The following is a 16,429-nucleotide window of genomic DNA, read 5'->3' as shown; positions in this document are numbered from 1 at the left end:
CTGAATCGGTCATTTCAATCAACTCTGGGTACTGTGACGCTGCCGTTCATCAACACAAGTATCTTGGCGTCCTCCTTCCACTGGAGGACGGCGTCGACCGCAGCCTGTAAGCTATCGAAGGGCTGTATATTAGCTTTACTGAGAGTACCAGGATCAAGGTCGGTAACCGCCCAGAGATCCGCCCATAGAGCCACCTCGGCAAGCTTTGCGGCTTTGTGGAACCCAAGTTGGTACTCCTTCTTTAGATTCTCCAATATCTCGGATGGGTTCTCCGACATGGAAAGCTGCTTGTAGAAAGTATCGTGCCCTATCCCATCCCTGCACTTGGAGACGAGTATGAGCTTCCCTCCCTCCTTCAGAGCCCATTTGGCATTGTCCATGGCTTTTTGGGACTGGTAAAGATCCACGTCCATGGGATATGGGGCCACGGTTATTACCGCATCCACTTTCTCTCCCACATCCACTGAGAAGACCTCTTTTGCCCAGGTCACGGCTTTCCTGAAGCTGCTTAACAGATTCCCAGATGCCACCTTGTAGATATTGTGATGACGATCCAGCACGATCTGGATGGCGAAGATCTCCTTGCCTTCCAGCACTTTCAGCGCGTCCACCATGTCCTCGTTCACCGGATTCCCGTCCAAAGAGAGGGACTGAGCCTCCTTCCTCATGGCCAACTTGTGATTCTGTTCGATGGTGTCGAATGAAGCAACGCCCGGTAGGATGGATTTCCTACCGCCAGTGTAACCAGCGAAGTAGTGGGGCTCGACGCTAGTTATGATGATCAGTCTATCCGCGTCCACCGCGATCTCGTTTATCCACATCTCCGTGCCATTCTTTGAATCTCCCAAGTAGACTGTTCGATCCTTTCTTGAATCATGTGCATGGACCCTTCCTCTCAGCATATCGTAGAACCTGCCAAAGATGAAAAGGTACTCATCCTCAGTTGGAGCCCGGTGAGCCCCTGTAGCGATCAGGTATTTGGGGAATGACATGTTGATCCTTGTTGAGAGTGCCTCAAGGACCTTGCTGGAAGGTGTTGGTCTGGTCCCATCATTGAGTATGAACACTGGGTTCTCGGAACCCTTTAGAAACTCAGCAAGCTCAGGAGAGTCAATTGGGTTGTCAAGGGAATCCCGTATTTCATCGAAGCCGTCTTTGGACTCGACCTCATTCGGCTCGACGATTCCAATCAAATTGATATCGGGGATCTCCGCCTCCAAAATCTCATCTACGCCATAGGGGACTTCGATCTTCATTGGAACTAGGATTAATCGGAAGGTGCTTTTTAATCCTTTGGAAAAAATGAACATCAATATCAATTCACTTCTACCAAGAATTATGATATTAATCGGGGAATCATCTCGAATACAGTTATCTCAATGGATTTTCATTCCGAATATCCTAGTAATTCATCGAATAAAATGGAAAAAGTGATGATGAAATTGATTGGCAACCTCAGAAAATTATTTCTCGAACCTAGTACCCTCCATGCATCATGGCGAGACTGGACGACCTGGGGGAGAAAGCCATTGTCTCCAGAATACTGGAAAGGTTGGAAAGTGGGGTGGCAGTAGGACCGGGTGACGATGCTGCGGCCATCGATATGGGATCCTTTTACCTTGTTGTCAGCACCGACCTTGTCTCTAAGGTCTCGCACTCGCCATCTGGCATGACTGACTGGCAGATCGGTTGGATGGTGGCCGCGGTTAACTACAGTGACATTGCAGCTATGGGAGCAGAACCGCTCGGACTGCTGTTGGCAATGGGGTTGCCCAGGGATATGGATGCCGATAGGGTGATGGCAATGATCCAAGGTGCCGACGATTGCTCCAGAAAAATGGGAGTGAGCCTCCTGGGCGGAGATACCAAGGAAGCAAAGGAGATCATCCTGACCGGCACCGCCTTGGGTAAGGTCAATAAGGAGGGACTCCTCAGAAGGAGCGGGGCGGTACCTGGTGATCTCCTGGCCGTGACCGGGGAACTTGGCCAGGCAGCAGCTGGATTCATTTCAATTAGGGAGAAAATCGACTGTCCTAGGGGAATAAGAGCTCTCATGGAGCCATGGCCTAGAATAATAGAAGGGAGGTCCTTGTCGGGATCGGGTCATGTCACGGCCTGCATTGACATATCAGATGGACTGGCTCATTCTGTACATCTGCTTTCGAACGCCAGTGGAGTAGCCTTCGAACTGGAATGGGAATCGATTCCCATGGGAAAGGATGTTGCTCAGATGTCGGGGATATCTGGGGTAGACCTAGAAGAGCTGGTGCTATTCTTCGGCGGTGACTATGAATTGCTCTTCACCATCTCCCCAGATGGACTGGATGACGTCAGGAGAGATATTCCAGGCATCAGGATCATTGGAAGGGCGATGGAGGGCAGAGAAAACATTTTATCCAGGCAGGGGGAGATAGTTAACCTTGAGAATCGAGGTTGGGAACATTTTGCCTGATAATATGAAAATGGCCAAGTTCTGGAAGAAGGCTGGTGGAAAGGTCTCCTGCGGCCTCTGCCCCCATACTTGCGCCATAGCCCCTGATAAGAAAGGAATATGCGGTGTAAGGCAGAACCACAACGGCAATCTAATGACCTTGATCTATGGAAAAGCATCATCTATTCATGTGGATCCAATAGAAAAGAAGCCATTATTCCACTTCATGCCAGGAGAGATGGCACTATCTCTGGGAAGTATCGGCTGCAACTTCCGCTGCCTTCACTGCCAGAATTATTCCATATCGCAAGCCAATGTGGAGATGTTTCAAATTAGCAATCTGTCCCCGGAGCAGGTGAGCGAAATCAGTGAGCGTGACAGGTGCAGAATCATCTCCTGGACTTACAACGAGCCTACCATATGGCATGAGTTCACATTCGACAGTTCAGTGGTTGCCAAGGAGAGGGGTTTGGCCACGACATATGTAACGAATGGTTACATCAACGAGGAACCCCTTAGGGAGATCGCTCCTTTCCTCGATGCGATGAACATCGATGTGAAGGCCTTTAGGGATGACTTCTACCGCAAGGTCTGCAAGGCATACCTTCAACCTGTGCTCAACACCGTGGAACTCGCCCACTCTCTCGGAATCCACGTCGAGCTGACGTATCTCATCATTCCAGACATGAACGACTCTGAGGATGAGATAAGGGATTTCTCGAAATGGGTCTCCTCGATCTCCATCGAGATGCCCGTTCATTTCACCCGATTCCATCCTGATTACATGATGACAGACATCAAACCCACTCCGATTTCCACGCTGGACATGGCCTTCAACACCGCAAAGAAAGAAGGCTTGGCATTCGTATATCTTGGAAATGTACCTTCCGATGATCGGGAGAACACCTACTGCCCAGACTGTGGGACCTTGGTCATCCAGAGAACGGGATTCAGGACGAATGTCGTTGAATTGAAGGATGGGAAATGTGGAAAATGCGGACGTTCGCTCAACATGATCGTCCGATGAAAGATGCGTATGTATAAGCGTTTTATCGTGGAATGATCATTCGCGATTCTGATGGACCTTGATCTCCTCTACAACAGACTTCAAGAATGCTTCGAGGTCGAAGACTGGTGGCCTTCCGAATCGGCCTTCGAGGTGATGGTGGGAGCCATCCTTACCCAACAGACCAACTGGGACAGTGTGGAGAAGTCCTTGAACGAGCTGAGGAGAAGGGGTTTGCTAGAGCCCGATAAGCTTGCATATGCCGATATTGACTTGTTGGAAAAATCAATCAGGCCTTGCGGGTTCTACCGTCAGAAGGCCGAGAGGATTAGGGAATTGGCACTTCACATTCAACTTGAGTACGAAGGAATGCCGGAACTATTATTGAACAAGGAGATCGAAAGCGCAAGGGCCGAGCTCCTATCCCTGAAAGGAGTGGGGAAGGAGACTGCGGATTCCATACTTCTTTTCGCCGGAAAAAGATCCAAGTTCGTCGCCGCAGCCTACGTCCTCAGAATCCTGGAAAGAACAGGTCTTCTTGACTCCACCGATTACGACGAGGTTCAGCAATACGTTGAGTCCAGGTTCTCCAATGACCCGGTCGAACTTGGCAGATTGTACGCACTTTTCATACAGCTGGCAAAAACGTACTGCCGTCCCGATCCGAGATGCGTGGAATGTCCATTGGAATGGGAGTGCAGTACCGGTCTCGCTCAGGGAAAGAAGTAGAAGAAGATGTTCCCTACGAATGCAGAGAAGAGGAGCGATATCGTCAGCGGTATCAGGAAGGGTATCTTGGGCGTTACCCATATCTTATCTGCACCCGCTGCTTCCAGCCCGTCAAGGACTTCTTCATGCTCGTAATCTCCCTTGGGGAAGAGGAAGGTCTTTCGCTCACCATCATCGTCCACCCTTTCCATTGTCCAGACGAACTTCTTCTTGGCATCCTCAACGCTCATCCTATAACCGAAGAACATCAGCGGGAACCTCGCATCGCCCTTGATCACGTTATAGAACGCAAAGGAAATGGGGAACACCATAAGGAACAAGGCCGCGTTGAAGAGCATTAGTATCGCAAACGGGAAGAAATATTGAACCAGCTCGGATGGTATAGTTATCAGAGGGAAATTGAGGAACACGGGGTAGAAGGGGAATAGTAATGCCAGGGATATCAAAGCCTTGGCATCTGCCCCACCCTTCAATATATCGAAGACATAAAGAAGTATGAGGATGAGGAAGACGATGGGAATGGATATCATTTTCCAGAAGTATTCATCGGTCTGGAATATCACAAGTAGGGCTCCGAGCACTATGAAGGCGGATATATAGAGACCTAGAGCAATCTCGTCGCCATCCTTTTCAAAAAGACCTGGCCTGTCCCAGAAGATGTCATAGAAGAATACACCCAACGGGAACAGGAAGAGGTAGTACAGCGGGGATACACCATCTTGATAGATCTGGAAGGCAAGGAAGATCATACCTAAGGTACCGATGATTATCCAGAAGCCATCGGAAGCCATCCTTGTTCGCCAGTCAGACCAAGATGCGAGCAGTAGTACGATGAAGGCGATGGCGATCTTTAGGATGGGCATCCAGTCCATGTGATGGCAGCTATCCCCTGCAGAAATAAAAAGGCTTTGTTAGGATTCGATGGAGTTAATATTAATAAAGGAAAAAGCGGGCTTGGAGACGGTTACTTATTTATTGTCTCGGGATGATGACCGCTGCTAGATGAGGGCAAAGGCACTCTTGCTGGCGATCCCGCTCGCACTGATATTGGTATCTGTGGTCGCACCGATGGCCTCAGCTCAGAGTATAACCATCTTCGAGGTGGACAGCTATGACAAGGAGATAACCGCCAGTGAGGGAACATCTTTTGAATGGGTGGTGTACAACAACGACACCTCTGTCATCATCGTAAAACCTTCACTATCTCCTTCATCGATCGAACATCTAGAGATCAGCATTTCACCAGCATATCAAACGATTACGCCTAGCAACTCAACAACTTTCATTGTCTATTTGGTCGCCCACAGGGAGATGTCCAGCAGTGAGATCGAATTCACCATCTTCTTCAACGCAACCCTCATGGAATCACCTGAAAGCCAGATCACCATCACAAAGGAGTTCGATCTAACCGTCAAGGCGCTCTACGGGACCACGGCCGGAAACAACAAGATATTCGGCATCTGGGACAATCCATTCCCTCCGCCCCTTGACACCACATACGGCGCTTTCATAATCACGGTATTGGGCTGGATTGGAATTGCATTCTTCATCATTCTGATCGTGGATCCAATCGTCCACCGAATTTCTAGAAAAACAGAAACCGATCTTGACGACCGTGTCGTCAAAATACTAAGAGGCCCAGTCTTCTTCATAATCCTACTATATGGATTCACGTCGTCGCTGAAGATACTCAATCTACCGTCCAACGTACTCCTAGCAATAGAGGACATTTATGCAGTAGGCTTCATCATTCTTCTCGTCTGGCTTTCATACAAGATCTATGATAACGTGCTGATATCATACGCCCATGCTTACTCAAACAAGACCGAGATGGACCTGGATGATACCTTGGTACCTCTCTTCGAGAAACTAGGGATGATCATAATCCCGTTCATAGGGGTCATGCTCGTATTCAATCACTTCGGGTACGATCTTACAGTATTCCTTGCTGGATTCGGCGTACTGGGAATCATAATCGGATTCGCCGCACAGGACACCCTTTCCAACTTCTTCAGCGGTATGTCCATACTCCTGGACAGGCCGTTCAAGGTGGGTGACCTCATACTCTATGAGGATGATGTCTGCGAAGTGAGGCGCATAGGGATGCGTTCCACGACATTATATAACACATTCAAATCCGAGAACTTCATCGTCCCCAATAACGAAATGGCAAGCCGCAAGATCACCAACATAGTGAGACCCGATCTCCGGTACAAGGTCAAGGTCGAAGTGGGTGTGGCCTATGGTTCTGACATCGAACTTGTGAAGAAGCTGATCATGGAATCAGCCATGGCAGAGCCGCATGTCCTCAAAGACCCAGAACATTATCCCTGGATCAGGTTCACCGAGTTCGCGGACTCCGCACTGGTATTCAAGCTGTTCTTGTGGGTAGATGACCTAAACAACCAATGGCTTGTAGGCTCGAATGTTAGGGAGAACATTGACCGTGCGTTCAGGGAGCATGATGTCAATATACCGTTCCCGCAGAGAACGGTTTGGTTACAGAACGATAAGGGCGGGAACTAGATAACCAGATGAAGGTCTAGATCCCTTGCACGACTCAATGCCGCCAGGTATTCATCGTTTCGAAGATGACGTGAAATATCCCTATGCTCCTTTGCTCGGTGGACCGGACGATACTGGGCCATGACATTCACCAATGCTTTAGGCATGTTGTCCGCAAGCCACTCAAGGATGGGGTGGGAACAGCATTCGACATGATTGGGCAGGACCAAATGCCGAACGATGATATCGGCCTGTCGATAAGCCTCGATATGGTTTCTGGTGGCGACTTCCCAATAGCGGGCAGCGTTGGAAAGTCTCTCCGCGCACTCATCATTTCCATACTTGAAGTCGGTCAAATACAGGTCGATAACGCCGTCCAAAATCGCCATCGACTCAGGGGTGAGATACATGTTGGAGTTCCATACCTGTGGAATGTTGGCCCTGCACTCCCTCAGCACAGTCAGGACGTAGGGGAGATTGGGGGTAGGATCCCCTCCCACCCAATTGACATTTCTGGCCTTTTCGATGATCGAGTACCTTCCGATACTGGTTGGTTCAAACCGCCTCTCAATCCGATCGGCTAGAACCTCTGGTTCGAAGGATATCCCCGCGTCAGGATCAGTGCTGATGTCGTAGTTTTGACAGAAAACGCAATCGAAGGTGCAACCCGCGAAGAAGATGGTGTACGAAGGTACTAGAGGGGGTTCCTCCCCGCGGTGAATGAACTCGCTTGATATCCGCGGTTCGAGTACCCCGCAGTGCCCTCTCTTCCCCTCGGTTCTGTCGACACGACACCTTCTCTCACAGAACTGGCAGGAGCGCATGATGCGCTTGGCGATCTCCTCTTTAAGATCCAATAGGTTAGTGGCGTGAGAGTCTGGATGCTCCCCTCGACGAAACCGATCCATCTCTTTACGATGAATATCCCAGAGTTCGTCGGTTGAGCGAGTCGTATCAAATTCCACGTCGTGAGAGCGGAGCAAGAGATAGGAGGCCTTGGATCTTCCCTCGAGGATACCCCAATACCTTGCCAATGGATCGGTCATCACCAGCTATTCGTCCCAAGTTGGACTTAACCCTTTCCCAAAACGATTTCTAGACAGGGGTGTAATAATATGATGAAAGCGGAAAGGAGGTGGTTTACTGAATGTCCTGAACGCAATCAAGAAAAGAAGGAGCATTAGGAAGTACACCAAGAAGCCCATACTTGAGAAGGATCTCAGGGAATTACTCGAGGTTGCCAGGCTGGCGCCATCAGGATCCAACAGGCAGCCCTGGGAGATCATTTTGGTCCGGGATGAGACCAGGAAGAAAGAGCTGGTACCCTTGTGCAAGGATCAGAAGTTCATCGCAGACTGCTCAGTATTATTGGTCGGTGTTGATAATCCGGAGCAGAAATGGCAGAGGGTCGATCTGGCCATTGCATTCGACCACATCGCTCTCGCCGCGGTGGAAAAGGGACTTGGGACCTGTTGGATCGGAGCATTCGACCGTGAAGCTGTGGCTAGATACTTGAAGGTCCCCGAAGGAAAGGTTGTCACCGCCTGCCTCACCCTTGGATATCCCGCCGAGGATCCAGAACCAAGGCACAGGAAGGAGATGGAAGATCTATTCCACTGGGAGGAGTACGGTGGTACGGAATGAGAATCGTCAACTCATCTGATCTGGGAAGTATCGATGTGAAAGTTGAAAGAGGTAAGGTGAAGATCATCGACTTCTTGAATGATGAGCAAATCGTATTCGGACTGAGAATTGCTGGTCCGGCCACTTACCTGCCGAAGAGAATTCACAGACGCCCGATGAGACAAGCGATGTACATCATCTCCGGCAGTGGAAAGGTCGATAACGGAAAGGAGATCAGGGAGTTCCATGAGGGGGACTTCATGTACTTCGACAAGAACGAAGAGCACTATTTCGATAGCTGTTCCAGGGACCTCGTGATGGTCGAGGTTCAGTTCCCATGAACGATCAACGTCAACTTTGAATAGCGGACAATCCCGTATCGAGGGCAACAGTTAATAATAAAAATCAACATCTTCAAGCCGGGCATTGTTTGACCTTTTCCAGCCCGCCAATCCAGGAAATGGCAAGGAGATGAAAGGATGGCGGGCGAGTCTAAGAGCCTTGATAATTCTAGAGATCCGGAGATTGCCACATCAAAGGCTCGGAAAGGCTGGAAGCCATACCATACGGCCTGGGTCTGGCTATTCCTTGCATGGATGTTCTTGTACATCGATAGAAGTATCACCGGTCCGGTGGTCGCCTGGATGATCGATAACAATGTGGCATTCATGGTGGATGCTCCCATGCCCCATGCCCTTGGAGGCATCATTGGAAGCATGTTCTTTGCGGGTTACATGCTTACCCAATTCCCTGCCGGCTACCTTGGCGATAAATTCGGTCGGAAGACCTTGGTGGTCATTAGCACTGCTTGGGCGGGTGTGGCGACCTTTATCAGTGCCCTTACCCGTTCCTTGAACGCTTTCGTTGCCGCTCGGGTTCTGACAGGACTCGGTGAGGGAGCCTATTACTCAAATGACAGGGCATTGGTTAGCGAGGTCACCCCCAAAGAGAAGAAAGGGCTTGGCATGGGCATTGTCTTCGTGGGCTTGTCGGCTGGACTGACCATTGCCACCATTGCCACGCCCTACATTCTTGATCTTGCAGCGGAGGTCTGGGGAAATGAAATCGCTTGGTTCGTTCCTTTCCTCCTGTTTTCCTTGCCCACCGTGCTGGTAGCCATGGGGGTCATGAGGTTCGTGAGGCCACCGGGAGAGAGGAAACAGAGATTCCTTCCAGCGCTCGCCAGACTGCTCATCTTTACCGGAATATTCATGGCGATCATAATGACGACCTTCACGCTCACCCTCTGGCAGGGCTGGGGCCCAATAGAACAGGCGCTGGCCGTGGTGCTTGTGGCATTGATATTGGTGGCGGTGATCTACAGACTGCTTGGTCAGAAGTCCGCAGCGGTACTGAAGGACGGCAATCTGGTCCTGATGTATGTTTCTGCCGTCCCCATCCTGTACACCCTCTGGTTCTTCGGATTCTGGAGCCTTCTAGTGGTCTCGGAGGCTTCTGACATTGGGCTGTCAGGGGCAGCCATCTATGCCGGTCTTTTTGGCGTGGCCAACGCTATCGGATATCCTTTAGGGGGGAAGGTATGTGATCATACAGCCGTAAGGGGGAGTGGTAGAAAATGGCCTTATATCGCTCTCTGTGCCATGGTTGGTGGATTGGTGCTTTTCCTGGCCGTATACCTATGGACGGGGGGTAATGACGTTTTCGTTCTTGGAATCACAATGTTCTCCATAGGGATTCCATTTGCGGCTATGCAGACGGTCCATATGACCTTGACATCAGATCTAGCACCAAAGGAGATGATGGGTCAGGCTTTCGGTATGTGGAATCTCGTGGCGGAGATAGGTGCGGTGCTATCACCCGTCGTTGCTGGCACCCTTCGGGACATCACGGGGGACTGGACACTATCGGTGGTGGTCACTGGAATATTGCTTTTCATCAGTGCCTCTATTGTGCTAATGGTCAGGGAAAGACCGGCAGCTGAAGCCATTCTGCAACCTGAGTAAAGACAGCCAGCACATTATTCGATGATGATCCGGATTGGATGACGTTGGATGGATTACAACCTCTGACGTTCTTTCCCATAACTGCTGACGAGCCGGGCGATGAACACCACGATGTATATCGACCCTATCAGCGCCTCGAAGTACGCGACAGACTGTAAGGTCGGGGTAACGGGCGTGATGTCCCCATATCCCATGGTGGTCATTGTCACGAAACTGAAGTAGACATAATCCATAAGGTTGAGTCCATTGGGTTTGATCTCAGCATTGAAATAGAAAGATCCGGGCTGGAGCTGTTCCATTAATATGTAGGAAAATGCGAAGGCGATGCCGATCAGTAAATAGATGCTTATGGCGCCCGCAATGGTATCGCCCGTAATCCTATCTGACTTGAGTACTTGTATCAGAAGGAAAATTGCAAAGAACCCAAAGAAGATGATTGAAAAGACGTACCCAAAAATATCCCCCGTGTCGGAGTGAAATGCATATGTGATCCACTTAGCTAGGATCGCCGGTATCCCAACGAGCAATGCGATTGAAATAAAGGTCCGTTCCCTGCTCATCGCAAATACACCTGAGACTATTGATAGTGATAGAAACAGGATGAAAATCGGATTCAATTCGGGGTCGATCACACCCAATGGCAAGGAGAATAGGGTCAGGATAAGCAAGATTAAGAAGTATGTGAAGCGGCGCTCATAAATCCGATCTAGTAGACCCTTTATATTCTCAATTAGACCATCCACTATGGATTTTTATGTGTGATTGCTCTATTTAAAATCTGTTATTAATAACAACATCATAATATATATCTGAAATCGCTCCATTTCTGAGTCATTATCCGGCGATTTCGTTACTTTCGATTTCTGAAAGAAGACACGAGAAAAAGATCATTTGAGAGTGTTTTGAAGCCCATACCAGATATTTCTCTGCAACCAACAGTCATTTCTATGGTTGAAACAGATTGAGTTGCATGCAGATTGCTGCCTTCGGGGACCTCCACGGAGATCGATACATGGAGTTCCTACTTCCTTCCTTGAGGGATCTCGCGAAGATGGATCTCTTGCTCCTGGCAGGAGACCTGACAGACAGGAACGATTTGGAGTCTTTCTCCTTGACGACAGAGATCCTGAAGAACAGCACCGATGCTCCCATAATATCAGTATTCGGCAACGAAGAGTACTCCCAGAGTCATGAGGAATACAGGAGCAGATTCCCAATAAAGTTCCTGGACGATGAATCCCTTGTCCTAGACATTGATGGGTTGAGGGTGAGGATTGTCGGAACCCAGGGCGCCTTGGATCGACCAACGTGGTGGCAGAGAAACAATATTCAGGGCATCTGGCAATTGTACAAGGAGAGGATACAGAGGATCTCGGATCTCCTGATTAGGGGCAGGGAAGATATACTCGTACTTCTCATGCATTACTCACCCACATACCTCACCATGGATGGTGAGAATGAGAGCCGCTTTCCTGAGATGGGGTCAAAAATGTTCGAGGAAATCATCAAGCAAAGAAAGCCAGACATTGTGATCCATGGGCACGTGCACAAGGGTAGAAAAGGGGTGGAGATCTTCGAAACACAAACGAGCCTTGAGGATTTCGGTAAGCGAAGGAGGAAGGTGCTCGTGATTAATGTGGCTCTTCCAGCAGTCGAACGCGTAACCATATTGGATCTAGAAAGGGATAGTTATGGGATTCATATCACCAGAATCTGAGATGAGGATACCTGATCTGACAAGCATTGTGTGTCATGCCGCAGCTCAGATACCTCGAGGAATGGTCTCGACATATGGGGATATAGCCCGGGCTCTCGGGGACGTGAGGGCATCAAGAGTGGTGGGAATGATAATGGCAGCAAACGAGAGGCCGATAATCATTCCCTGTCACAGGGTAGTATACTCCAACGGTCGTGTGGGATGGTATGGCGGAATGGGAAAGGGCAACGACAGAAAAACTGAGCTACTAGATTCGGAAGGTATAATGATCGATCACGGGGTGGTTCACGACTTCGAAAGACGACGCTTCCATGATTTTCAGATAGAACCAGTACTTTCCGAGATGATGGAGGAACAGCGACAACTCAGTGAGAGAGTGATGGATCAGAATCTCCTCGAGGTTGAGAGGGTGGTTGGTCTTGATGTCGCCTACCGGGAGAACATGGGATTCTCGGCAGCGGCATCGTTCGATCTGGAGAGTGGTGATCTCATCGAGGAGAGGGTTGTAAGCAAAGAAGTCAAGTTTCCATATATTCCTGGGTATCTTTCATATAGAGAACTTCCCTTGCTTGCAGATTTGATCGATGATAGTGAGAACACATTGTATCTCGTGGACGGACAGGGCTCCCTTCACCCCAGGAGATTTGGAATAGCCTGCCACCTAGGGGTATTCATGGACGTGCCCACGATTGGGGTGGCGAAGAGCCTCCTCTGCGGAAAAGTGGATGACTCAGGAGGGGATTCGGCACCGGTCTATTTGAACGGGGAGCTGGCTGGAGTGATGTTGAAGAAGAACGGTGGCAAGGGGGTATATGCCTCTGTGGGACACAGAACATCACTTCCCATATGCGAATCAGTTTGTAGGCGTTTCATGAAGTACAGGGTACCCGAACCTTTGAGGAAAGCACATGCTCTAGCCAATCAAGCTCGGGTCGATTGGGAGTGAAGCTGATATGAGGATAGCAATTCTGGGTGCGGGGGCGATGGGATCGCTCATGGGTGCCCATCTTTCCCAAGCTCATGATGTCACACTTATAGCACGGAACAAGCAGGTAAAGAGCATCAAAGAGAGAGGATTAAGGGTTGTTGGCCTGGAGGGCATGATATGCTGGCCAGAAGTGGTAGAGAACCTCGAAGAGATCGACACACCCGACATGATCATCCTGATGGTCAAGGCCTTCGACACCATGGGAGTGCTCCCTATTGTCGATTCTGTGAAGAAGAAAGACACCATCGTGGTATCGCTCCAGAACGGAATCGACAATCATTTTCTCATTGCGAAGAAGATCCAACGGGCTGTCTCGGGCCTCACCTCATGGGGAGCGACACTTATTAGCCCTGGAGAGGTCAGGTTTGCCGGAAGGGGTGATGTGGTCTTCGGTTCCATCGCTGGAGAAATTGAGGATGCCGAGAAGGTGGCTCAGGCTTTCAGGATTGCGGAGATCGAGTGCAGGGTGTCTTCCATCATAGGGCCAGAGATATGGATGAAGGCGATCGTCAATGCGTGCATCAATCCAATCACGGCCTTGGTCAGGAGGGAGAACGGATGTCTGAGAGACTCGGGACTCTTGCAGATTGCTAGAAGCGCCTGTAATGAGGCTGTCGAAGTCTCCCAGAGGGCTGGAGTCGAGCTTCCATGGGACGACCCTTTCGGACGGGTGATGGAGGTCGTGGATATGACAAGTGGAAATAGGTCCAGCATGCTCCAGGATATCGAAAGGGGGAGGCGTACCGAGATAGACGAAATAAATGGTTCAATCGTGAGAAAAGGCGAGGATATGGGAGTACCCACACCCGTGAACAGGACACTATGGGAACTAGTGAGATACTCCGCCAACGGCCCAGTTCTCCTCGATCGGTAATGATGAAGACCGCTCGGCAATCTTTAGAAAGGTTAATATCGCCAGTACATGATTTTGCATCCGGGATACCATGGTCGATGTCAAGAAACTGGCCGCGAAAGCCATGGAGTATAAGGAAAAGGGCCTGAGCGATCGCGAGATCGCTGACGAGCTTCATGTCAGCGTCGATACGGTCGGGTTCTTGGTGGAGGAGGGCGCCGCCGGCGCCTGCCCACCCTCGGACGTGAAGATCGGATGGCGTAGCATTGGCGTCTATGGGACGAGGATCGGCATGATGAGCGAGATCATGGCTGATATCATCGTTGAGGAGTTGGAAAAGCGAAACCTGGAGATCGATTCGGTCTTGGGCATCGCTATCAACGGCGTGAGCTTTGCTACTATAATCTCCGAGATGCTCGAGACCGAGTTGGTGGTCTACCGACCCCCTGCTGAGAGAGGCAAGAAAGGGGGAGCCTTCAGCTCCAACTATGCCAGCGTCGAGGGAAAAAAGGTTGTTATCGTGGACGACGTGCTTTCGACCGGTGGAACGGTCGAAGAGACAATCAAGGACATAAAGGAAGCCGGTGGTGACCCCGTCCTGGTGGTGGTGATCGTCAACAAGAGCAGCCGAAACGATATCAATGGCGTTCCTCTGCGCGGTATCGTCAGGGCTAGGTCAATGGGAGGCACCATACTGGGCGGAGGTCCACTTCATTCGTTCCCGTATGGCTGAGTAAGGCTGATGAACGCTGATGATGCCAGCCTGACCGAATCGGACAGGAGGAAGCTCCTGTCCAAAATCCACTCTGCCCTATTCTGGGTAGGAAGACAAATACCGGAAAAGGAGGACGTGGAAGGGGAGATGGTGGATCTCAGGGACATCGTATTCAGATATATCGCCGACGAAAACCCCTCCCTTCAGGAGATGGAGGGAGCCTACTCCCTGGCCAGGCATCTTCAGCATAAAGTCGACGATATGGAATGTCAGATCAAGCATGCTGACCTGACCATAGGAGAGGCAGAAAAAATCCTGGACCACACGCTGGGATTGATGAGGGCCATCGACGAGCTCAAGAAGAGAGGAGGACCCGGTTCCGATGTCAAGCTCCAGGCACTCCTGTGCAAAGTTGATGACGAGAGACGCTGGCTGGATTTCGTCCGTTCTCTGAAGTAATTATCGATAATTGTCTATATTATTGTATAACCAGAAATCCCCACTTTTTTTCGGAATTTATATATAGGAATTCTTTGATATCTACGAAAATCGTACGAATACTGGGAAGACACCTGGATGATAAGTACGAGGCGATTACATGATGGATCATCTAGACGAAAAAATCATTGAGATCCTGAAGAAGGACTCGAGGCGGCCATTTGTTGATATCGCTAACCAACTGAAGGTTTCCGAGGGGACGATCAGGAGCAGGGTTAGGAAGCTGGTTGATGAAGAGATCATTCAAAGCTTCACCATTAAAACCAGCAGCAAGAATGTCAAGGCTATCATCGAGATCAAGATCGACGTCAACGTAAACACGGCCGAGGTGGCATCGGAGATTGCTAAGTTCGATGGCGTTTCCGAGGTTTTCGAGGTCACGGGCGAGGAGGACATTGTGGCTATAATCGACGTTGCCTCATCCCCCCAATTGAACGAGATTATCGAGAGAGTACGTAAATTCGATAATGTCCAGTCCACCAGGACGAGGTTGATACTCAAGGAGCATTTCGGAGGAGATTAATTGTTCAAAGGGTGCGGGACCGCCATCATCACACCATTCACAAAAGACGGGCAGATCGACGAGGCTGGCCTTAGGGAGCTTGTTGACTTCCAAGAGGCTGGAGGAGTTGATGCCATAGTGCCTTGCGGTACAACTGGTGAGTCCGCCACCCTCAACTTTGAGGAGCATGTTAAGGTCATCGAGATAGTAATAGATCAGGTCAAGAAAGCGAAGGTCATCGCTGGCACCGGAAGCAACTCTACATATGAAGCAGTGGAGCTCAGCCGGGCGGCTGAGGACCTTGGTGCCAATTACCTGCTATCCATCTCTCCTTACTATAACAAGCCGACGCGAAAGGGAATGGTCCAGCATTTCTCGACCATCGCAGAGGCGGTTGATGTGCCTATCATATTGTACAATGTGCCGAGCCGTACTGGAGTGAACCTCCCGGCCTCAACCACCCTGGAACTCAGCGAGATCCCGGGAGTCGTGGGGATCAAGGAGGCTAGCGGGAACATAGTACAGGTGATGGAGATAATCGAAGGTGCTCGGGATAGCTTCTCGGTGCTTTCTGGCGATGATAGCATGACATTCCCCATGATGGCTTCGGGAGCCAAGGGAGTGATATCAGTGGCATCAAATATTGTACCTGATAAGGTGAGTTCCATGGTCCACAGGTTGCTCGAAGGTGATCTCGAAGGTTCCCGGAATCTAAATTACAGGCTCTTGAGATTATTCAAACACCTGTTCTTGGAGACGAACCCTATACCGGTGAAGACAAGTCTTCGCCTGATGGGTAAACCCTCGGGAAGTTTCCGGTCACCCATGTGCGACATGGAGGACAAGAATCTCGAGATCCTGAAGGGTACTCTGACGGACCTTGAACTAATCTGAGGCG

The 16,429-nt window shown here is 50.0% G+C and carries 18 protein-coding genes; 14 read left to right on the top strand and 4 right to left on the bottom strand.

Annotated features, from left to right (window positions below; genetic code table 11):
* Window positions 1-14: 14 nt before the first annotated feature.
* Window positions 15-1,256: a nickel-dependent lactate racemase gene (gene larA, locus GKC03_01705; protein NYT11250.1), complete on the bottom strand. Its 1,242-nt coding sequence runs from the start codon at window positions 1,254-1,256 to the stop codon at window positions 15-17.
* Window positions 1,257-1,495: 239 nt separating this feature from the next.
* On the opposite strand from larA, the gene thiL reads away from it, so the two are divergent.
* The 3 genes from thiL to GKC03_01690 are packed head-to-tail and all read left to right on the top strand — an operon-like array spanning window position 1,496 to window position 4,166.
* Window positions 1,496-2,452, top strand: a complete 957-nt coding sequence (gene thiL, locus GKC03_01700; GenBank protein ID NYT11249.1) for a thiamine-phosphate kinase — start codon at window positions 1,496-1,498, stop codon at window positions 2,450-2,452.
* 4 nt (window positions 2,453-2,456) lie between these two features.
* Window positions 2,457-3,458 carry an AmmeMemoRadiSam system radical SAM enzyme gene (gene amrS / locus GKC03_01695; protein NYT11248.1) on the top strand — a complete coding sequence of 334 codons (1,002 nt, stop codon included), beginning with the start codon at window positions 2,457-2,459 and terminating at the stop codon, window positions 3,456-3,458.
* Between the two features lie 51 nt (window positions 3,459-3,509).
* Window positions 3,510-4,166, top strand: a complete 657-nt coding sequence (locus tag GKC03_01690) for a hypothetical protein (protein ID NYT11247.1) — start codon at window positions 3,510-3,512, stop codon at window positions 4,164-4,166.
* On the opposite strand, the gene GKC03_01685 is transcribed toward GKC03_01690, so the two are convergent.
* Window positions 4,151-5,038 carry a hypothetical protein gene (locus GKC03_01685; GenBank protein NYT11246.1) on the bottom strand — a complete coding sequence of 296 codons (888 nt, stop codon included), beginning with the start codon at window positions 5,036-5,038 and terminating at the stop codon, window positions 4,151-4,153. The two genes, GKC03_01690 and GKC03_01685, sit on opposite strands and share 16 nt — an antisense overlap.
* 130 nt (window positions 5,039-5,168) lie before the next feature.
* Between GKC03_01685 and GKC03_01680 the strand changes: the two genes are divergently transcribed.
* The gene (locus tag GKC03_01680) at window positions 5,169-6,692 is read left to right on the top strand and encodes a mechanosensitive ion channel (GenBank protein ID NYT11245.1); all 1,524 of its coding nucleotides are present in this window, start codon (window positions 5,169-5,171) and stop codon (window positions 6,690-6,692) included.
* On the opposite strand, the gene GKC03_01675 is transcribed toward GKC03_01680, so the two are convergent.
* Window positions 6,689-7,723, bottom strand: a complete 1,035-nt coding sequence (locus tag GKC03_01675; protein NYT11244.1) for a radical SAM protein — start codon at window positions 7,721-7,723, stop codon at window positions 6,689-6,691. The two genes, GKC03_01680 and GKC03_01675, sit on opposite strands and share 4 nt — an antisense overlap.
* 91 nt (window positions 7,724-7,814) lie before the next feature.
* On the opposite strand from GKC03_01675, the gene GKC03_01670 reads away from it, so the two are divergent.
* The 3 genes from GKC03_01670 to GKC03_01660 all read left to right on the top strand — a co-directional run bounded on the left by GKC03_01670 (window position 7,815) and on the right by GKC03_01660 (window position 10,258).
* Entirely contained in the window at window positions 7,815-8,315 is a 501-nt protein-coding gene (locus GKC03_01670) for a nitroreductase (protein NYT11243.1), read from the top strand.
* A complete protein-coding gene (locus tag GKC03_01665; GenBank protein NYT11242.1) occupies window positions 8,312-8,635 on the top strand; it encodes a cupin domain-containing protein in 324 nt (107 codons plus the stop codon). Before GKC03_01670 ends, GKC03_01665 begins: the two co-directional genes overlap by 4 nt.
* A 138-nt stretch (window positions 8,636-8,773) precedes the next feature.
* Window positions 8,774-10,258: an MFS transporter gene (locus GKC03_01660; GenBank protein NYT11241.1), complete on the top strand. Its 1,485-nt coding sequence runs from the start codon at window positions 8,774-8,776 to the stop codon at window positions 10,256-10,258.
* Window positions 10,259-10,311: 53 nt separating this feature from the next.
* Here GKC03_01660 and GKC03_01655 read toward each other — a convergent pair whose 3' ends face one another.
* The gene (locus GKC03_01655) at window positions 10,312-10,818 is read right to left on the bottom strand and encodes a two pore domain potassium channel family protein (GenBank protein ID NYT11240.1); all 507 of its coding nucleotides are present in this window, start codon (window positions 10,816-10,818) and stop codon (window positions 10,312-10,314) included.
* Window positions 10,819-11,228: 410 nt separating this feature from the next.
* Between GKC03_01655 and GKC03_01650 the strand changes: the two genes are divergently transcribed.
* From GKC03_01650 to GKC03_01620, 7 genes are all read left to right on the top strand, one after another.
* Window positions 11,229-11,975, top strand: a complete 747-nt coding sequence (locus tag GKC03_01650; protein NYT11239.1) for a hypothetical protein — start codon at window positions 11,229-11,231, stop codon at window positions 11,973-11,975.
* A complete protein-coding gene (locus GKC03_01645; protein NYT11238.1) occupies window positions 11,950-12,921 on the top strand; it encodes a methylated-DNA--[protein]-cysteine S-methyltransferase in 972 nt (323 codons plus the stop codon). Before GKC03_01650 ends, GKC03_01645 begins: the two co-directional genes overlap by 26 nt.
* A gap of 7 nt (window positions 12,922-12,928) precedes the next feature.
* Window positions 12,929-13,837: a 2-dehydropantoate 2-reductase gene (locus tag GKC03_01640; GenBank protein NYT11237.1), complete on the top strand. Its 909-nt coding sequence runs from the start codon at window positions 12,929-12,931 to the stop codon at window positions 13,835-13,837.
* A 70-nt stretch (window positions 13,838-13,907) separates the two neighbouring features.
* Window positions 13,908-14,549 (top strand): orotate phosphoribosyltransferase-like protein, encoded by a 642-nt coding sequence (locus GKC03_01635; GenBank protein NYT11236.1) that lies wholly within the window; start codon window positions 13,908-13,910, stop codon window positions 14,547-14,549.
* A 9-nt stretch (window positions 14,550-14,558) separates the two neighbouring features.
* Entirely contained in the window at window positions 14,559-14,990 is a 432-nt protein-coding gene (locus GKC03_01630; protein ID NYT11235.1) for a hypothetical protein, read from the top strand.
* Between the two features lie 139 nt (window positions 14,991-15,129).
* Window positions 15,130-15,552 carry an Lrp/AsnC family transcriptional regulator gene (locus GKC03_01625; GenBank protein ID NYT11234.1) on the top strand — a complete coding sequence of 141 codons (423 nt, stop codon included), beginning with the start codon at window positions 15,130-15,132 and terminating at the stop codon, window positions 15,550-15,552.
* Window positions 15,553-16,425 (top strand): 4-hydroxy-tetrahydrodipicolinate synthase, encoded by an 873-nt coding sequence (locus GKC03_01620; protein NYT11233.1) that lies wholly within the window; start codon window positions 15,553-15,555, stop codon window positions 16,423-16,425.
* Window positions 16,426-16,429: the final 4 nt, after the last annotated feature.

Source organism: Methanomassiliicoccales archaeon (assembly GCA_013415695.1).
GTDB lineage: Archaea > Thermoplasmatota > Thermoplasmata > Methanomassiliicoccales > JAAEEP01 > JAAEEP01.
This window is presented reverse-complemented; position numbering and strand designations above follow the sequence as displayed.